Annotated in this window: 15 protein-coding genes; 9 read left to right on the forward strand and 6 right to left on the reverse strand. The window is 56.4% G+C overall.

Features of this window, described 5'->3' with window-relative positions:
- Positions 1–509 precede the first annotated feature (509 nt).
- Positions 510–1,340, forward strand: coding sequence for a PRC-barrel domain-containing protein (locus V8J81_RS00135; protein WP_368473731.1), 831 nt, complete (start codon positions 510–512; stop codon positions 1,338–1,340).
- 138 nt (positions 1,341–1,478) lie between these two features.
- The gene (locus V8J81_RS00140) at positions 1,479–1,733 is read left to right on the forward strand and encodes a GlsB/YeaQ/YmgE family stress response membrane protein (protein ID WP_368473732.1); all 255 of its coding nucleotides are present in this window, start codon (positions 1,479–1,481) and stop codon (positions 1,731–1,733) included.
- Positions 1,734–1,763: 30 nt separating this feature from the next.
- Here the strand turns inward: V8J81_RS00140 and V8J81_RS00145 are convergent, their stop codons facing one another.
- The 5 genes from V8J81_RS00145 to V8J81_RS00165 all read right to left on the reverse strand — a co-directional run bounded on the left by V8J81_RS00145 (position 1,764) and on the right by V8J81_RS00165 (position 6,050).
- Entirely contained in the window at positions 1,764–2,915 is a 1,152-nt protein-coding gene (locus V8J81_RS00145) for an AI-2E family transporter (RefSeq protein ID WP_368473733.1), read from the reverse strand.
- 130 nt (positions 2,916–3,045) lie between these two features.
- Positions 3,046–3,996: a YihY/virulence factor BrkB family protein gene (locus V8J81_RS00150; protein WP_368477567.1), complete on the reverse strand. Its 951-nt coding sequence runs from the start codon at positions 3,994–3,996 to the stop codon at positions 3,046–3,048.
- A gap of 65 nt (positions 3,997–4,061) precedes the next feature.
- On the reverse strand, positions 4,062–5,198 hold the full coding sequence (locus V8J81_RS00155; RefSeq protein ID WP_368473734.1) for a DUF3618 domain-containing protein: 1,137 nt from the start codon (positions 5,196–5,198) through the stop codon (positions 4,062–4,064).
- Complete coding sequence (locus V8J81_RS00160; protein ID WP_368473735.1) at positions 5,188–5,589, reverse strand: phage holin family protein; 402 nt, start codon at positions 5,587–5,589, stop codon at positions 5,188–5,190. The genes V8J81_RS00155 and V8J81_RS00160 overlap by 11 nt, the downstream gene beginning before the upstream one ends.
- Positions 5,589–6,050 carry a hypothetical protein gene (locus V8J81_RS00165; protein WP_368473736.1) on the reverse strand — a complete coding sequence of 154 codons (462 nt, stop codon included), beginning with the start codon at positions 6,048–6,050 and terminating at the stop codon, positions 5,589–5,591. Before V8J81_RS00165 ends, V8J81_RS00160 begins: the two co-directional genes overlap by 1 nt.
- A gap of 287 nt (positions 6,051–6,337) precedes the next feature.
- Here V8J81_RS00165 and V8J81_RS00170 point away from each other — a divergent pair, with 287 nt between their 5' ends.
- Positions 6,338–6,835 (forward strand): DUF892 family protein, encoded by a 498-nt coding sequence (locus V8J81_RS00170; protein ID WP_368473737.1) that lies wholly within the window; start codon positions 6,338–6,340, stop codon positions 6,833–6,835.
- A gap of 4 nt (positions 6,836–6,839) precedes the next feature.
- Here the strand turns inward: V8J81_RS00170 and V8J81_RS00175 are convergent, their stop codons facing one another.
- Complete coding sequence (locus tag V8J81_RS00175) at positions 6,840–7,625, reverse strand: Crp/Fnr family transcriptional regulator (RefSeq protein WP_368473738.1); 786 nt, start codon at positions 7,623–7,625, stop codon at positions 6,840–6,842.
- 144 nt (positions 7,626–7,769) lie between these two features.
- Between V8J81_RS00175 and V8J81_RS00180 the strand changes: the two genes are divergently transcribed.
- The 6 genes from V8J81_RS00180 (at position 7,770) to V8J81_RS00205 (ending at position 16,257) form a co-directional block, all read left to right on the forward strand.
- Positions 7,770–8,549 carry a transglutaminase-like domain-containing protein gene (locus tag V8J81_RS00180; RefSeq protein WP_368473739.1) on the forward strand — a complete coding sequence of 260 codons (780 nt, stop codon included), beginning with the start codon at positions 7,770–7,772 and terminating at the stop codon, positions 8,547–8,549.
- A 276-nt stretch (positions 8,550–8,825) separates the two neighbouring features.
- Positions 8,826–9,023: a CsbD family protein gene (locus V8J81_RS00185; RefSeq protein WP_368473740.1), complete on the forward strand. Its 198-nt coding sequence runs from the start codon at positions 8,826–8,828 to the stop codon at positions 9,021–9,023.
- A 423-nt stretch (positions 9,024–9,446) separates the two neighbouring features.
- Positions 9,447–12,479: an N-6 DNA methylase gene (locus V8J81_RS00190; RefSeq protein WP_368473741.1), complete on the forward strand. Its 3,033-nt coding sequence runs from the start codon at positions 9,447–9,449 to the stop codon at positions 12,477–12,479.
- A 139-nt stretch (positions 12,480–12,618) separates the two neighbouring features.
- The gene (locus tag V8J81_RS00195) at positions 12,619–13,395 is read left to right on the forward strand and encodes a DUF5131 family protein (RefSeq protein WP_368473742.1); all 777 of its coding nucleotides are present in this window, start codon (positions 12,619–12,621) and stop codon (positions 13,393–13,395) included.
- A gap of 24 nt (positions 13,396–13,419) precedes the next feature.
- The gene (locus tag V8J81_RS00200; protein WP_368473743.1) at positions 13,420–14,685 is read left to right on the forward strand and encodes a three-Cys-motif partner protein TcmP; all 1,266 of its coding nucleotides are present in this window, start codon (positions 13,420–13,422) and stop codon (positions 14,683–14,685) included.
- Between the two features lie 186 nt (positions 14,686–14,871).
- On the forward strand, positions 14,872–16,257 hold the full coding sequence (locus V8J81_RS00205) for an IS1182 family transposase (protein ID WP_368473744.1): 1,386 nt from the start codon (positions 14,872–14,874) through the stop codon (positions 16,255–16,257).
- Positions 16,258–16,463: the final 206 nt, after the last annotated feature.

A 16,463-nucleotide genomic window follows, 5' to 3' on the forward strand; every position in this document is an offset into this window, starting at 1 on the left:
GGTTCTGATCACGCTGGTCAGCTCGCCACTTCAGTCTCACAGAAGGCCGATTTTGGATCGGGCCTATAAATCTGCGGCACAACTAAGATGGAAGACACCTGCTCCTCGGGGCCGCTGACAGGATTAAGCATAGCATGCGATACTAGCAATTGATTTTTAAATGCGCATGATACGCATCGATCAGCATCCGCCGCTGGAATCTGACCTTGAATCGTGTCGCCGAACCTGCGCGGATCCAGCTTTCTACGTAGTGATGAGCCGACTTGTGCGAACCTTTCCCCAAACTTCCTGAAAAACCTTGTCCTAGATTAGTGCTCTTCGTCACATCTCCGCTCGGCGCGGCGGTAACGTGCAGGCATCGCCATCGTCCTGATGAAGGGACGATGGAACACTACGCTCAATCCCGGTGATGGAGCGGCGTGTAGGTTAACCCGCGCCAAGGGCCTTGAAGTTGTGGCGGCGGTCCTGCTGCCGTGCCTCGCCCCTGTTGCATAACTAAGGAATACCCAATGACAGTTTCGAACAATCGATTGGCACGGCTTTCGGCCATGGCCCTGCTTGCTAGCGCGGCCACCGCGCTAGCGCTTGCGACTACGGCTTATGCCGATGGTCACACCTCTGCGTTCTCTGACATGGAGTTCGATGCCGAGGTTAACCTCAACGCGTCGGAATTGATCGGAAGCCGCGTCTACGTATCCGAAATGGACATGAGCGATGGCATGCTGCCCCCGGAGAGCGAGCGTGAATGGGACGATATCGGAGAAATCCATGAGATCGTCCTGACCCGCGCTGGCGAAGTGGGGTCTGTTATCGTCGACGTGGGTGGTTTCCTGGGTATCGGCGAGCGTGAGGTCGCCATCGACATGTCGCAGCTTCAGTTCGTCTCCGACGGGGAAGATGCGGACGAGTATTTCATCGTTGTACGCGCAAGCGTGGCGGGCGTTGAAGATGCGCCCGAATACCGTGGTACCAACGTGGACATGGAGGCAGATGCGGATATGCGCGACGCCGACGACCGCATGAGGTTGACCGCGCCAGCCGTGACGCGCGAAGGCTATGAGCCCGCGGACATTGAGCAGTTGACCTCCGAGATGCTGACGGGTGCCCGCGTCTATGGTTCGGAAGATGAGGACATCGGCGAAATTGGCGAGCTGCTTCTGACGGATGACGGCATGATCGACCGAGCCGTGATCGATGTGGGTGGCTTTCTGGGTATAGGCGAACACCACGTGGCCGTGACGATGGAAGAACTGACGATCTTGCAAAGTGATGGCGATGTGCGGGTCTACATCGACGCCACGCAAGAGGCGCTGGAAGCACAGCCAGAATACGAAGGCTAAGCGCGCTCCCATCGAAACATGATGGGTATGTCACGAAGTGCTGTCGCCGGATGTCTGGCGGCAGCTTTTTTCATTCCGGCTCGACGTGCCGGATCTCAACTCGCCCAATGGCGGGGCATCTCAAAAGGAATTGCGACAATGACTGGAATAGGTTGGTTCGGAGCGTTGATCATCGGCGCGCTGGCAGGCTGGATCGCTGAGAAAATCATGAAATCCGACATGGGTTTGCTGATGAACATCGTGCTCGGGATATCGGGCGCCTTGGTATTGAACGGGATTTTGTTCATGGTCATCGGCAACACACTTGGCGGCTCGATCGGTCAGTTGGTTGTTGGCGCCGCCGGGGCGTGCTTGCTGATCTACGTGGTTCGTCTGATCCGCGGCAGAGCCTAGCTCGCGACCCGTTAAGCGCCAATCGTGCGCTTAACGGGCTTTCGCTTTTTCCAACGCGTCCGGATCGTCGTCGTCAAGGCCGCCCAGGAACCGCCCGACGGTACTCAACGACTCCGTCTCGTCGCAGGCTATCTTGACCACGATCAAGATGGGCAACGCCACCACCATCCCCATAACCGACCAGATCCAGGCGAAGAACGCCACCGTCAGGAACACGACGGTGGTGTTCAACCGCATCCGTCGAGAGATAAGCAGAGGCGTAACGAACTGCCCCTCGATTGAGGTCAGAATGACGTAGGTCGCAAAAACGCCCGCGGCGATCCACGTCCCGTCAAGGCTGACGAAGGCCACAGCCGCGGCGATGCTTGCGCCCAGAAGCCCGCCGAGGAACGGGACGAAGTTCAGGCAAAATGCCATGAAACCAAAGACGGGGGCGCCCGGCACGCCCCACAATGCCATCGCAATGGCAACGGCGATCCCAAGGCCGAAATTGATCACGGTTATCCCGCCGAGGTAGTAGCCAAGACGATCTTCCACCGAATGCAGCACTTCCACAGCGCGGCGCTTGTCGCGGAAGCGATCAAAGCTCTGCACAGTCTTAGTGAAAAACATGTCGCCAGATGCAATGAGGAAGAACAGCAGTAGAAGGGCGAACATGATGCGGCTCAGAAAGCCAGGTGCCATGCTGAATAACGTGGCAACCAGCCCTGTATCAGAGACGACCTCAACCGCGACCGTTGCCTGATCCTGATCTGCGATTATCTCTTCAGCGGCGACAGTCGCGTCATTGATCGCCTCAAGCGTGCCGCCGGATTCCCGCAACTTTTCCTGTATCTGTTCGATCAGCGACGGCAGATCTTCGATGAACTGGGCGGCGGGTGCGCTCAATTGAACAAGTAACAACGCGATCATGACGGTCAGGACCGTCGTGAACAAGATGGCCGAGACAAAGGGGGGAATGCCCAATTTCTCCAGCCAGCGTCTGGGACGGTTCAGGACAAAGTAGCCAAGACAGGCGGTTATGAGTGGGATCAGAAAGTCGCTGGCCCAGACCAGGCCTTGCAGCAGCAAGATGGCGAAAATGCCGATGATCGGGATCTCGAGCCTGCCCAGTGCCCTTGACGCTCGGTCCTCCGACGCGGCGGCGATCGGTTCCGGTGGAGTTGCCTTGCGGTCAATCATTTGGTTGTTCCTATTTTGGCCGACCGGCCGGCTTTGGTCGCATGATCGACTGAAGCCGATTTCGCGGAGCGACCTGCCAGACGCAATGAACCGGGTCTCGGGCCCAACTCGACGGTCGATTGTTCAAGAGTTAACCGCTATTTGCCGCCTCACCTAACGTATCGGCCTTGACGGCACCCCGTGCACCCATGGGTTCGTCCCGGCCCGTGGTTGTATCCCTGCGTGTCTGCGCCTCTAACTCCGCATTCAATTCGGCGCCCAGCAAGATGATGAAAGCCGAAATCCAGAACCACATCAGAAGCACGATGACGCCGGCCAGCGTCCCGAAGCTTTCGTTGTAAGAACCGAAGTTGCTAACATAGAACGCAAAGCCCGCTGACGCGATGATCCAGACCAGACAGGCCACAACAGCGCCCACAGAGGCCCATTTCCACTCGGCGTCTTCGCGTGAGGGCGCGTAGCGGTAGAGAACCGACAACCCGCAGATCGTGAGCGCGAGGAGGGCTGTCCAAAGCACGAGGGTGGCGAGGCCCTCCACAACCGGGCCCAGGTCCAGCAGTGCCAAGGCAGCCGGCAAGGCTAGCATCGCCATCAGGGCAATCAACAGACCTAACATCAGGAACAAGGTCAGCCCGAAAGTCACAAACTTGAGTTTGATGAAGCCACGGTCTTCGTCTTCATCGTAGGCCACATTGATCCCCTGCATCAGGCTCGCCATACCCTTGGATGCGGAATAGAGCGCAATCAGGATGCCCAGAATTGCCGCCAGGCCGAGCCCGCCCTCGCGCGAACCGGCCACCTCGGTCGCCTGTGCCGTCACGATATTGATGACTTCCTGCGGCAACAGGCCCGCCATGCTTTCAAGCCGCTCAACAATGGCGTTGGGTTCGATCAAAAGCCCGCCAATAGCCATGATCGCCGTGACAGCGGGGAACAGCGCCAACAGTCCATAAAAGGCCACACCCGCAGCGATCAATCCGATGCGATCTTCGGAGATTTCGTCCTTCAAACGAAAGGCTATGTCCTTCCATCCCTTTGCGGGGATGTCTCTGGGGGTATCGGCAGTGCGACCGCGTGCCATGGAGTAGACCTTCCGTTTCTGGTGTTCGGAGGGGCGCGCGATAGATGCGCCCCCTCCGATATCTTTCATGTGTTGGGCTTGCCCAACTTTTCGTCCTTCGCTGCGGTCTCAGCCGCATCTGCCACCCGGTGGACGGCTGACTTTGCCTTGTCACTCACCGCTTGCGCAGCAGATTTTTCGCCCGGCGCGCCGCTGTCGAGGTCGGATTTGGTTTCGGACGCAATGTCCTTAGCCTCCTCTTTCACCGATTGACCGACGGCCATGGCCTTCGCCTTCTCTTCCTCGAACACCCGCTCGGCCTCGCTGAAGAGTGCGTCGCTCTGGGTGCCCATCAGATCATCCTCAACCTTGCTGCGTGGCAACGCCCCACCCAACGCCGCTCCGATAGCGACGGCAAGTGCGCCCACGACCAGAGGCTGCCGGTCATAGAAATCCGCCGCGGCATCACTGCCTTGCTGGACAGAACGCGCTGTCTGGCGACGAAGTTCCATCGCCTTCTGTCGGGCGGTGATCACACGACGGCGGCCGTCCTCGGACAGCGCTTCCGTGCCTTCCGCGATCCGCTGACCTGCGGCTGACAGATTATCGCGGGCGGTACTGGCACTGTCGGCGAGGCTTGCCTTGGCCGATGCGGCCGCATCGCTCACTTTGCCCACCACGCTCGACGCCGTGTCGGATGCCGATTGCGCTGACGACTTTACGCCTGCTTTGGCCGCGGCGGCACCTTTCGCCGCTTGGTCCTGCGCGCCGGAGGCGGCATCCGCAACCCGTTCCTTAACCGAGGAGCTGTCGCCCTCATCGTCGCGTGCCCATGACGGTATGCTGTCGTACCCTACGCTGCCGCGTGTTGCGAGTGATGCGGGCCGTTCGCGTTGAACCGGGTAGTCAACCAACCGATGATTATCTTGGCCGTCATGCTCGACCCGCGCAGAGGACCCCACGGACGGACCCTTGCCGCTGCCGAACATCAACCACGCGAGGCCAATTCCCGTGAGCGCCAGTGGCACGGGGTTTGCCTTGACCTGTTCGCTGATCGACCGGCCCATATCGCCGCCATGTTCGCGGAACTGGTCGCCGATCTGGCGCACGATGGTGTCGATCGAGAACTTGTCTTGCAAATCTTCGATATTCGACGTCAGGTCCGAGCGCTGCTCTTCGATCTCGCGTTCGATCTCTTCGGGGGAGCGGGTCTCATTTGTCATCGTATGCCTCCTTCACGGCTGCGGCGTCGCGCTTCACGTTCTTCACGGTCCGCGTCGGGGCCAGGCTGGAGAGTTTCAGGTCATTAATGCCCTTGGTGATCAACGCGAACGCGATCCCGGCAAGCAGGACGCCGACGATCAATGCCGCCCAACCGCCATCGAGGCCCAGTTCCGTCAACGCGGCGACCAGAGCGGCGGCCAGCACGTTAAGCGAGACCAACGCGATGATTGCGGCACCGGCGATCAAGCCGATGGCGACACCCGCCTGGGTCAGGTTTTCGCTGATTTCCGCGCGGGCCAGATCAACCTCACTCCGGACCAGGCCGCTGATGTTGCCAAGCGCATCGGACAGAAGTCCCCCGGCACTCTTGTGTGTGGTATCATCGCTCATCAGACATCTCCGTGCATGTTGGAATACTGGTCAGGCGCGGGGAGGGAGGCCGTCTCAGGCTCACTCGACGCCTTGGCAAAGCGGGTCGCCGCGAAGCCGATCAACAATGCGCCGCCCAAAAACACCATTGGGTTGCGACGGGCGAAGGTCGTGACATCGCGCACCAGCTCACCCAGATCCTTTTCGCGCATCGCATCCGACGCGTCGGCCAGCCCCTCCGCGATCTGTCCGAACGTGCGCTCCTGCGGGGAGCCGCTGCGCAATTCGTCGGCAGCGGTGCGCAACGCAGAGGCGACGCCGGACACTTCGTCGGCCATGGATGATTTGGCCGCGTCCGCCTGGCCGCGCGCAGCGTCGGCGGCATCCTTTGCAACGGTACTGGCCGCGATCTTGGCCTGTTCGGCCACGTCAGCTGCGGCTTGTTTTACCTGCTCGGTGGCAGGCTTCTTGGGGGTCGACATAAGTGATCTCCAATTCAGGGTCAGAGGATGAAGCCGACAACGGCCAAAACGACGACGATCAATCCGATCAAGTAGAAAACGCTATTCATGAGGCACCTTTTCCAGAACCGGGGCACGACGGCGGCCGCCCCGCATGTTCCAACGTAACGGCTCGCTTGCGTCCTTGCGGGGCGCAGGCGCTAATCTGGTTTAGGGTTTGCCGAGTTATGGCGCCTACTTGCGCGATCAGGCCTATCGGCTGAGGAGTATGTGGGTAGCGTGGTGGCCTGGCCTTGAAGGGAAACACCATGACCATCGACACATTGGAAGACCTCTACGTCGATCAACTCAAGGACATCTACAGCGCCAACTCGCAAGCGCTGGATGTCGCCAAAGCGATGGCGGAGGCGGCCACCGATACTGGCCTGAAATACGCGCTGCAGGCGGGCGCAGACGGCATTCAAGCCGGCATTGACGCGCTGGAAGGGATTGCCGCGCGGCATGACGAACAATCAAGTGGCGAACATTGCAAAGGTATGGAGGGGCTTGTCAAAGAAGCCCGTGCCCACGCGCTGGACGAGAGTTTCGGCGAGGATGCGACCCGCGACGCCATGATCATCACGCAGTATCAGCGGCTCGTACACTACGCCATTGCGGGCTACGGATGCCTCGCGGCTTTTGCGGAGCGCCTGGATCTGGCCGAGGACGTGACCGCGCTGAAAGAGTGCCTGGATGCTTCATATGAGGGCGACCGGACGATGACCGATCTGGCCACCGGCGGCATCAATGAAAAGGCACAGGCATGAGTCTTCAGGTAGGCTCGGCAGTGTCGAGCTTGCCGATGGGCCCCGGCTCAAGCGCGGACGGGAACCAGGTTGTGTCCATGTCAACGAAGGCGTCCACGAACTCGACGTCCCTCTCCCACTTATCACGGGCCAATAGACGGACGTAAGGCCGCTCGATCTCGATCTCACCGGCATTGACGAAGGATCGGAGCAATTTATTAACGTAGATGGAGGTCAGGCCTACGGCCTGCCCGATCTCGACCTGACTGAACGGAACCTGGAACCGATTGCCTAAACCCACATTGGCCACCTCCAGGCGGGACCGTAACTGCAGCAAGAAGAACTTCAGCTTGTCAGTCGCGTCCATGGCACCAAGGCATCCTGCGTGGTGGCGAAGCGCAATCTGATCCAGGCTTCCCACTGCCAGCAGCAAGGCTGCCAGTCGGGGATAGTCGGAGAACATCGGGGCCAGGCCTTTGCGAGGGAATGGGCAGATAATGCCGTCGGTCTGCATTACGATGCGGTGGTTAGCATGGGAGGATCCAATCTCGGCCAGCCCCATCACTTCGCCCGGTAGGTATACCCGCAAGATCTGGCTGCGACCATCCGACGTATCGTACTTCACGACCGCCCATCCAGATTTCAGGACCATGATGCCATCGGTCGGATCACCGACACTCACGACGGAGCGGCCCTTTTGGCGAGGGTGCTCATCCTTTTCCAGCTCGGCAATGAACACACATTCGTGCTCGGTGAGATCAACAAACCGAGACAGGCGGCTGACTAGGCAGCTTTCATAGGATGACGACATGCTTGAAGGTAACATGAGGGCGTACTGACAGGCAATTCAAGCTCCTCCACTTTCGTTTCAGGGCGGCGTCTGCACTGTCATCGGCGTGCTGCTGGTCCTCGACGAGATAACCAAACCCCAATCGGTCAACCGAAAGTCACACTCATGCACCTCAACATCGAAGTTCAGCTCGATTATCAGATCGACACACCGATCGATCTCATCCTTCAGATTCAGGCGCCCAGCTTCGCGGATCAATCGGTGGTGCACGAAAACCTGGATCTTGGCGACTTGCAGCAGATCGCCCGGGTTGCCGCCGAGGCCGGAATGGGAGAGCGAAGCTTGCTCAAAACCAGTGGCGACCTGTCGTGCATTTACACCGCAAAGCTCGACGTGAAGCGACCGGAGCTGGATATCTCGACCTTGCCCGCCGTCGCGGTGCACCACCTTCCCGGCGATGCTGTGCGTTACCTGATGCCGTCCCGTTTCTGCCCTGCCGATCAGTTGCAGAGCTTCGTCGCGGCGGAGTTCAGTCGATATCATGGGGGCGCCCGGATTGCCGCGATGCGCGATTGGGTCTTTAAACGGTTTCGATACGTCGCCGGATCCAGCACCGCGCAGACCACCGCCATTTATACCTTCGTTCAGCGGCAGGGGGTATGCCGTGATTTCGCCCACGTGCTGATCACACTCGCCCGGGCATCGGCGATCCCGGCTCGTTTTGCCAGTGTTTACGCGCCGAGCGTCACGCCGCAGGATTTCCACGCCGTTGTCGAAGTGTTTCTGGACGGGACCTGGCATCTGGTGGATGCAACGGGCATGGCGCGGGCCGATGAAATCGTGCGGATCGGTGTCGGGCTGGATGCCGCAGAGGTTGCGTTTCTCAGCGGGTTCGGGCCGATGACTCTGCGGTCGCAGACCGTCAGTGTCGCTGTTGCCGGCTAACCAGGTAATCGGCCCGCGATTGGTCCTTTGACGCGCGATGATCAGGAGATAGTTATTCTAGTTTATTGAAACGCGATGCTGCAGGCGCCATGTCATGGTGAGATCATAGATCGCGTCTTACCTGTGATCATGCGGTTGAGATTGGCCAAGCCGCCAAAAGTGCACTGATGCGCGTGGGCAGTTCGCCGTCACATATCAACTCCTCTACGACCCGAAAGGCAGCGCCGCACGTAGACGGGTGACCGCACGCTGCCCGATATCAGAGAAGGAAATCAGATGAATTGGGACCAAGTCGAAGGCAAATGGAAAGAGATGACTGGCAATGTGAAGGCCAAGTGGGGCGATCTGACCGACGATGAGATTACCGAGATCGATGGCAACCGGCAGGTCCTGGAAGGAAAGATCCAGGCCAAGTACGGCAAGACCAAGGAAGAAGCTCAAAAGGAAGTCGACGACTTCCTGAATGAGCACTAACTGCATTGGAGCCGCCCGCGCGGCGGCTCCGACGTTCCGCATCCAGTGCGGCAAAAGCTCCTCGCTTACTGTGAACCACCCAGGTCAGAATGGTTAACACGCGTAGACTGATGTTGGGGAACGCCCGACCTACCGGCTTCAAATAGACACTCATCCGTTGTCGATGATTGGTAGCAGTTCTCGCGGCCTCGAAATTCAATAGTAGGTTGCATCGTGATCATCGTGACCGGCCCATTCCGGACCTTGGACACGCGGTCAAGGTGCTGCGGCTGCAGCCCGCTTAGCGGTCATTCGCTACAAGAATCTGAACCTGAGATCCAGAGGGCTCAACCGAAAACAAATTCAAATGCTTGCGCCAAACCGGTTCCCCATCTCCATCTGCTTCAGTAGGGTGGCCCCGAGGGGCCTAGAGCAGGGAAGAACGTGAGTGAACAGCAAGCTATCAAGAGTATCGTAGAACGACTAGCGGACAGATCGTTCGAGCGTTCGGAAGCAACCATACAGGCTGACATCCGCCAACTTTTGTTGACGGCTCCTTTTGATATCGAAGAAGACTTTTTGGACGCTCCGCTGGAAGTTCCCGTGGGTGACGGTCGAAGGATCGATATTGAGATTGGACTCAGCGTTATCGAAGTAAAGAAAGATCTGCGAAGGGAAAGCCTGCGCAAAGAGGCCGTTTCTCAGTTGGCTGGCTATGTGGCCACGAGAAGCAATGATCTTGGGCAGCGCTACACCGGTATTTTGACTGATGGCATCTTGTGGTCGGGGTTCCACCTGTCGGAAAATGCCCAGCTGATCGAAGTTTCCTCCGTTCGACTGGAGAGCAAGCCTGACAGCATAGACCAGTTTGTTTTTTGGCTTGAGGGCTTCTTGGCAACGGCCAAGAACATTACGCCAAGTCCAACCAACATTAAGTCAAGGCTCGGAGAAAAGAGCTCGGCCCACTCGTTGGATCGATCAAGCATCGCGGATCTTTATTCTCGTCACAAAGAGTTACCAACAGTCGCTTTGAAAAGAGAACTATGGGCAAAACTCTTAACGACTGCACTAGGAACGCAGTTTCCCGACACTGATGAGTTGTTTGTCGAACATACGCTTCTTGTGCTTTCCGCAGAAATCGTTGCACACGCCGTAGTTGGCTTTGATCTATCGAGTCAGAATCCGACATCTATGGTAACTGGAGCGCTTTTTTCGCAGGCTCAAATTTATGGGGTTGTTGAGGCTGATTTTTTCGACTGGATAATAGAAGTTCCTGGTGGTGACCGCTTTGTTCGATCCTTGGCCCGACGGCTGTCTAGGTTCAATTGGAGTGATGCCCAACATGATGTGATGAAGGTACTGTACGAGTCTGTAATCAGCCCCGAACAACGCAAAGCGCTTGGAGAATACTATACGCCTGACTGGCTTGCGGAACAGGTCGTATCAACTGCGATCGACAGCCCATTGGACCAATCAGTTCTAGACCCGGCCTGCGGGTCGGGAACATTTCTATTTCATGCTATTCGGTGTCACCTGCGCGCCGCCAAAGAAGCAGGAATCGGAGATGCTCAGCAAACTTCGAGTGTTGTTGAACACATATTTGGCATCGATATTCATCCAGTTGCCGTCACTCTCGCTCGCGTAACTTATTTGCTAGCTCTGGGCACAGAGCGACTAAGGCGTCCAGACAGACCAGCAATTACTATCCCTGTATTTCTTGGTGACAGTATGCAATGGGGCGCGTCGGAGGATATCTTCGGACACGACATGCTGACCATCCCTACATCTTCAGGGATGACGCTCATTCCCGAAGAACTCAAGTTTCCTGATAGGCTACTGGACGATGCTGGTGTGTTCGATCGACTTGTGGCGGAGATGTCCGAACGTGTGCATCAAAGATCGGCGGGTTCAGCGGTACCGTCGTTGGCTGCCACCTTTCGGCGATATGGTATATCCAGCGAAGATAAAAGTATTTTGTCTGAAACGTTTTCCCTTATGTGCTCACTGCATGATCAAGGGCGAGACCATATTTGGGGGTACTACGTCCGGAATGTCGCTAGACCCAGGTGGCTAAGCCGGTCAGGGAACAGAGTCGACGTGTTGGTTGGTAACCCACCTTGGCTTTCTTATCGTTTCATGCCGGAGGAGGTACAAAACGCATTCAAGGAAATGTCGAAAGCACGCGGTTTGTGGCATGGGGCATCAGTTGCGACCAACCAAGATCTATCATCACTCTTTGTTTGTCGAGTTGCACAACTCTATTTGAGGTCTGCTGGGCGGTTTGGTTTTGTTCTGCCCGAGGCCGCACTTACGCGAGCTCAGTTTAAAGGTTTTCGGACCGGCTCCTATCCCAGCCCTCGTGAACCAGTTGGATTAGCCTTTGAAAGGCCATGGTCGCTAAATGCTGTGAAACCAGCCTTCTTCCCGGTGCCCGCATGCGCGATCTTCGGGACAAGAAACGAAAATGCGCCGACCGGTCTGACAATGCCACCAGATAGGTGGGCTGGGCGCTTGCCATCAAGCGGGTCGAATTGGTCGGAGGCAGAGGACCACATCAGCGTGGAACCGGGGACCGAGACAAATACTAATGATGCACAACTCAGCCCTTATCATCCTCGCTTCAATCAAGGCGCATCGCTGGTACCTCGCATGCTGTTTTCGGTTCACGTTTCAAATACAAATCCATTGGGCTCTGGTGCTGGATGGGTTGCAGTTGAATCTGCAAGATCAAACCAAGAGAAAAAGCCTTGGAAGGAACTCCCCGATCTCGAAGGATCTGTTGAGTCCCAGTTCATCCGCGAGATGCTACTTGGAGAGTCGATTGCACCTTTTTTAGTTCGGAACTCGCAAACAGTAGTGGTTCCCTTAGAGAACAACACTCTGCTTTCTGCCGATGATGAACGACTGGATCATTTTCCCGGGATGGCTAAGTGGTGGCGATCTGCAGAGGAAGTTTGGTCTGAAAATCGCGCCAGCGCTCGCCTCAGCCTCAGCGAACAAGCTAACTACCGAAACAAGTTGACTGACCAAATCAGTACCGCAAGTACTCGTGTGGTCTACGGTGCCTCTGGCACGTATTTGTCAGCCGCTCGCATCGACGACTCCGCGATCCTAATTGACACCAAACTTTATTGGTGTGCGACGAATACAAGCAATGAAGCGGAATATCTGGTTACCGTCTTGAATGCCCCGATCACGACTGAACGGGTTCGACCACTCCAATCGAGGGGCGAACACAATCCCAGAGATTTTCACAAGCATGTTTGGAAACTACCGATCCCTGAATATGATGAGAGCAATAGTTTACATAGGGAACTTGTAGAAGTTGGAGGTGAGTGCGCGGTTTTCGTCGCTGGACTTGAACTCCCAAAATCAGTCCGCTTCGAGAGCGTACGTAGGTTTATTCGAGACGAACTTGAAGCTGCTGGATACTCGTTGAGACTTAATGATTTGGTTGGAAATCTGCTTGGACGATGAAGAGACAAAAGCTGGCTTGCACTCACTACGCGGTGAGACTGGATAGGACAGGTTCCACATGTTCATGATACGTTCTTTTCACTCAACGGCGTACTTGCTTGTTTTGAGCAATCGTTTGGAGGCCAGTTCGGACAGATAGATGGCAGAAACCCAGATCGAATGGACCGACGCGACTTGGAATCCTGTTGCGGGATGCAGCATCCAGTCCGCGGGATGCACCCATTGCTACGCGATGCAGATGGCCAAACGCCTCGAAGCTATGGGGATGGAGAAGTACGAGGGTCTGACCCGCCGGAGCGGGGATAGGACGGTCTGGACGGGTGTTGTCAGGCTCGATGAGAAATCTCTCGACGTTCCGCTCAGATGGAAGAAACCGCGGAAAATCTTCGTCAATTCAATGAGTGACCTTTTCCACGAGCAAGTGCCTGAAAACTTTGTCGGGAAGGTCTGGGATGTGATGCGGCGGACGCCCCAGCATCACTACCAAATTCTGACGAAGCGACCTGATCGCATGGCAGAAATTGTTGAACAGATTACGGATGTGCCTCTTTCCAATGTCTGGCTTGGGACCAGCGTAGAAGACCGGGAGGTTATCGGGCGCATTAGCGACCTCAGACGGGTGCCGGCCGCTATCAGGTTCATATCCTTTGAGCCCCTCATCGGCTCGGTTGGTGGTGTTGATCTAGAAGGCATTCACTGGGCGATTGTTGGCGGTGAAAGTGGCCGCCTGGCACGACCGATCAAGGAAGCTTGGATTGATGAAATTCACGAACAGTGCGTTGATCAGTCTGTAGCATTCTTCTTCAAGCAGTGGGGCACATGGGGAAAGGACAACAAAAAACGCTCGAAGAAAGCAAACGGTCGCGAATATCGCGGTCAGGTTTGGGATGAAATGCCGGTAACAGCCGCGCTGTGACCACTTGGGAAAACTGGGGCTCGTATGGCCAAGAAAGAATATGATTGGCTTAACGGGGCCGAGTTGCTGGATCACACCAAGCGCAAGCTAAAGATCCTCGACGACTATCTGTTCGACTACCTTACGATCAGATGCCAGCTGCCACAGCAACAGAAATTCCGTTTAGCGATTGTCGATGGCTTCGCGGGGGGCGGCCGCTATGACTGCGGTTCGGCGGGATCACCGATCGTCTTCATCCAGGGACTGGAGCGCGCGCTCACCAAGATCAATATTGATCGATTGGTACAAGGCCTCGGCGAGATCGAACTTGAATGCCTGCTGATCCTAAACGATCGGGACGGTGAAGTTGTCGAACTCCTGAAGAGAAACTGCGCACCGCTGTTGGCGGCGATCAAGACACAGACACCCAAGCTGCACGTGCAGCCGGTTTTCATGGTTGAGACCTTCGAGAAGGCTCACCCGGAGATCAAGGCCTTGATCCAACAGGGTCGGTACCGGAACGTGTTGTTCAATCTGGACCAGTGTGGCGTGTCACAGATCAATCTCGATACCGTGCTCGACATCATGAATGTTAGCTCGTCAGTCGAGATTTTCTACACGTTCATGGTCAAGTCACTCCTCGCCTATCTTTCGAAGAACAATCCCACGCGTCTGGCCTCTCAACTGAAAGCACTGGATGTGAGCGCCGGTGAGCAAACAAAACTGCATCAAGGGACAAGCAACGACGCGTGGATGGGGGCCGCGGAGCGCCTCGTCTTCGAGAATTTTCATCGCTTTGCCCGGTACGTAAGCCCATTCTCAATCAACAATCCTGATGGTTGGCGATACTGGCTGATCCATTTTTCCAATTCTTACCGTGCCCGACAGGCGTACAACATGGTGCTGCATGACAATGCTTCGGCCCAGGCCCATTTCGGTCGGTCTGGACTGAATATGCTGAGCTATGATCCAAGAGACGACGAAGGTCAGGCCTATCTGTTTGATACATCCGGCAGAAAGAAAGCCAGAGACCAACTGATGTATGACATCCCGCGTCTTGTAACAGATCAGGGTGACGCAATTAGTGTCGAGGCCTTCTATGAGGGCATCTACAACCTCACACCCGCTCACCGAGATGACATTCACTCTGCAATCGGCAACAACCCAGACCTTGAAGTTTTTACGCCATCAGGCGGCAAACGGCAAAAGTCGACGACAATATCCGCCGGCGATACGCTCAAAATGAAAAGCCAGAAGAGTTTTTTCCCTATGTTTCCTCCATTGCCGCCGAAACGAAAAAAGCGCGAGTAGCTCGTAATCTAATTCGTGACTTGCTAAAGAGTAGACAGATTCAACGTCTGCTTTTTGGGACAGCGAGTCTACTTTCTGCGTAGGCAGCGAAGGTCCGTTTCCCGCCCATGCTGTTGAAAAACTCTGTGTTGCAGTGCGGCAAGCCGTTTGATTCACTCGATTTATCGAGATTGGGAGGATCGGGCGATGATGGGCATGCAAAAGGTTGAAGCGCAGCTGTTTTATGAGTTCGATTTAGACGCTCACGTGCCGCCCAATCACGTACTGAGAGAGATTGACCGGTTCCTCGACATGGGCGACATGCGGGCGAAGCTGCAGCCGTTCTACAGCCATACGGGTCGCCCTTCGATTGATCCCGAGCTCATCGTCCGGATGCTTGTGATTGGTTATGTGATGGGCATTCGTTCTGAGCGTCGCCTTTGTCAGGAGGTGCATCTCAATTTGGCGTATCGTTGGTTTTGCCGCCTTGGACTGGACGACAAGGTCCCTGACCATTCGTCCTTCTCACGCTACCGCCATGGCAAGTTCCGTGACAGCGACTTACTGCGTCACATCTTCGAGGCAACTGTGGAGCGCTGCCTGAAGGAAGACCTCGTCTCCGGCGAGGGCTTCGCGGTTGACGCCAGCCTGATCCCTGCGGATGCCAACAAAGCCCGTTCCATTGCAGCTAAGGATTGGAACGAAGATGTCGCCCGCGACGCAGGCAACCGCGCGGCTCGAGAATACTTGGAAACACTTGATGACGCGGCTTTTGGCGCGGCGTCGCCTGTTCAGCCCAAGTTCGTGGCCAAGTCAGATCCGGCGGCCCAGTGGACGCGCGCTGAGGAAAGCCGCCCCTACTTCGCCTATGCTACGAACTACCTGATCGACACGAAGAGCTCTGTCATCATGGACGTTGAGGCGACGCGTGCGATCCGACAAGCAGAGGTGGGTGCCTCGCAAACAATGCTGGATCGCACGGAAAGACGCTTCGGTATCAGGCCGGACTGGCTTGCCGCGGACACGGCCTATGGCTCCAGCGATAACTTGGGACGGCTGGTCAAGAAGCGTGGCATCATTCCATTCATTCCGGTGATCGATCACTCAAACCGCAAAGACGGCGCATGGACACGGTTCGAGTTTGAATATGACGAAGCGAACGATCAGTACATCTGCCCGGGAGGCTTCGCGCTCAAGCAGTTCCGCCGGAATTACTCTGATCCCAATCGAGGCAAAGACATCCGGGGCACTCGAAAATACCGAGCACTCAAGTCCGATTGCGAGCGATGTCCTTCGAAAGAAAAATGCTGCCCTAATGCGAACTGCAGATCTATCAGCCGAGAAGAGCACGAGGACGCCAGGGACTTCGCACGCTCCAGCCGGAAAACGAAAGCGTACAGAGTCAGCCGCGACAAACGGAAGAAAGTTGAGATGCTCTTTGCGCATCTGAAGCGCATCCTGAACCTGACCAGGTTGCGACTACGCGGCTCCAAAGGTGCCAAGGATGAGTTCCTTCTCGCCGCAATCGCACAGAACCTCAGAAAGCTCGCAAAGCTCAGGCCCAAGAACGTCCAAACGGAGGTTGCGGCATGATCTGAACGATCAAATCTGTACATTTACGTCGCGGCCGGACCAGCGGCCGGGGCAAACAGCTCACGTAGAAACTCCAGCGGCGATCCCGTCGTCAAATGCGCCGGGTTCTTCAACAGAACCCACCCATTCTGTGGAAAAACAGCGTGTTGCTGGCGCAGAAAGTGAGCTGGTGAACGCGGCGCAAGCGCCTTTCTTGTCGGGCTTTG

Origin of the sequence: Gymnodinialimonas sp. 202GB13-11 (genome assembly GCF_040932485.1) — a bacterium.
GTDB lineage: Bacteria > Pseudomonadota > Alphaproteobacteria > Rhodobacterales > Rhodobacteraceae > Gymnodinialimonas > Gymnodinialimonas hymeniacidonis.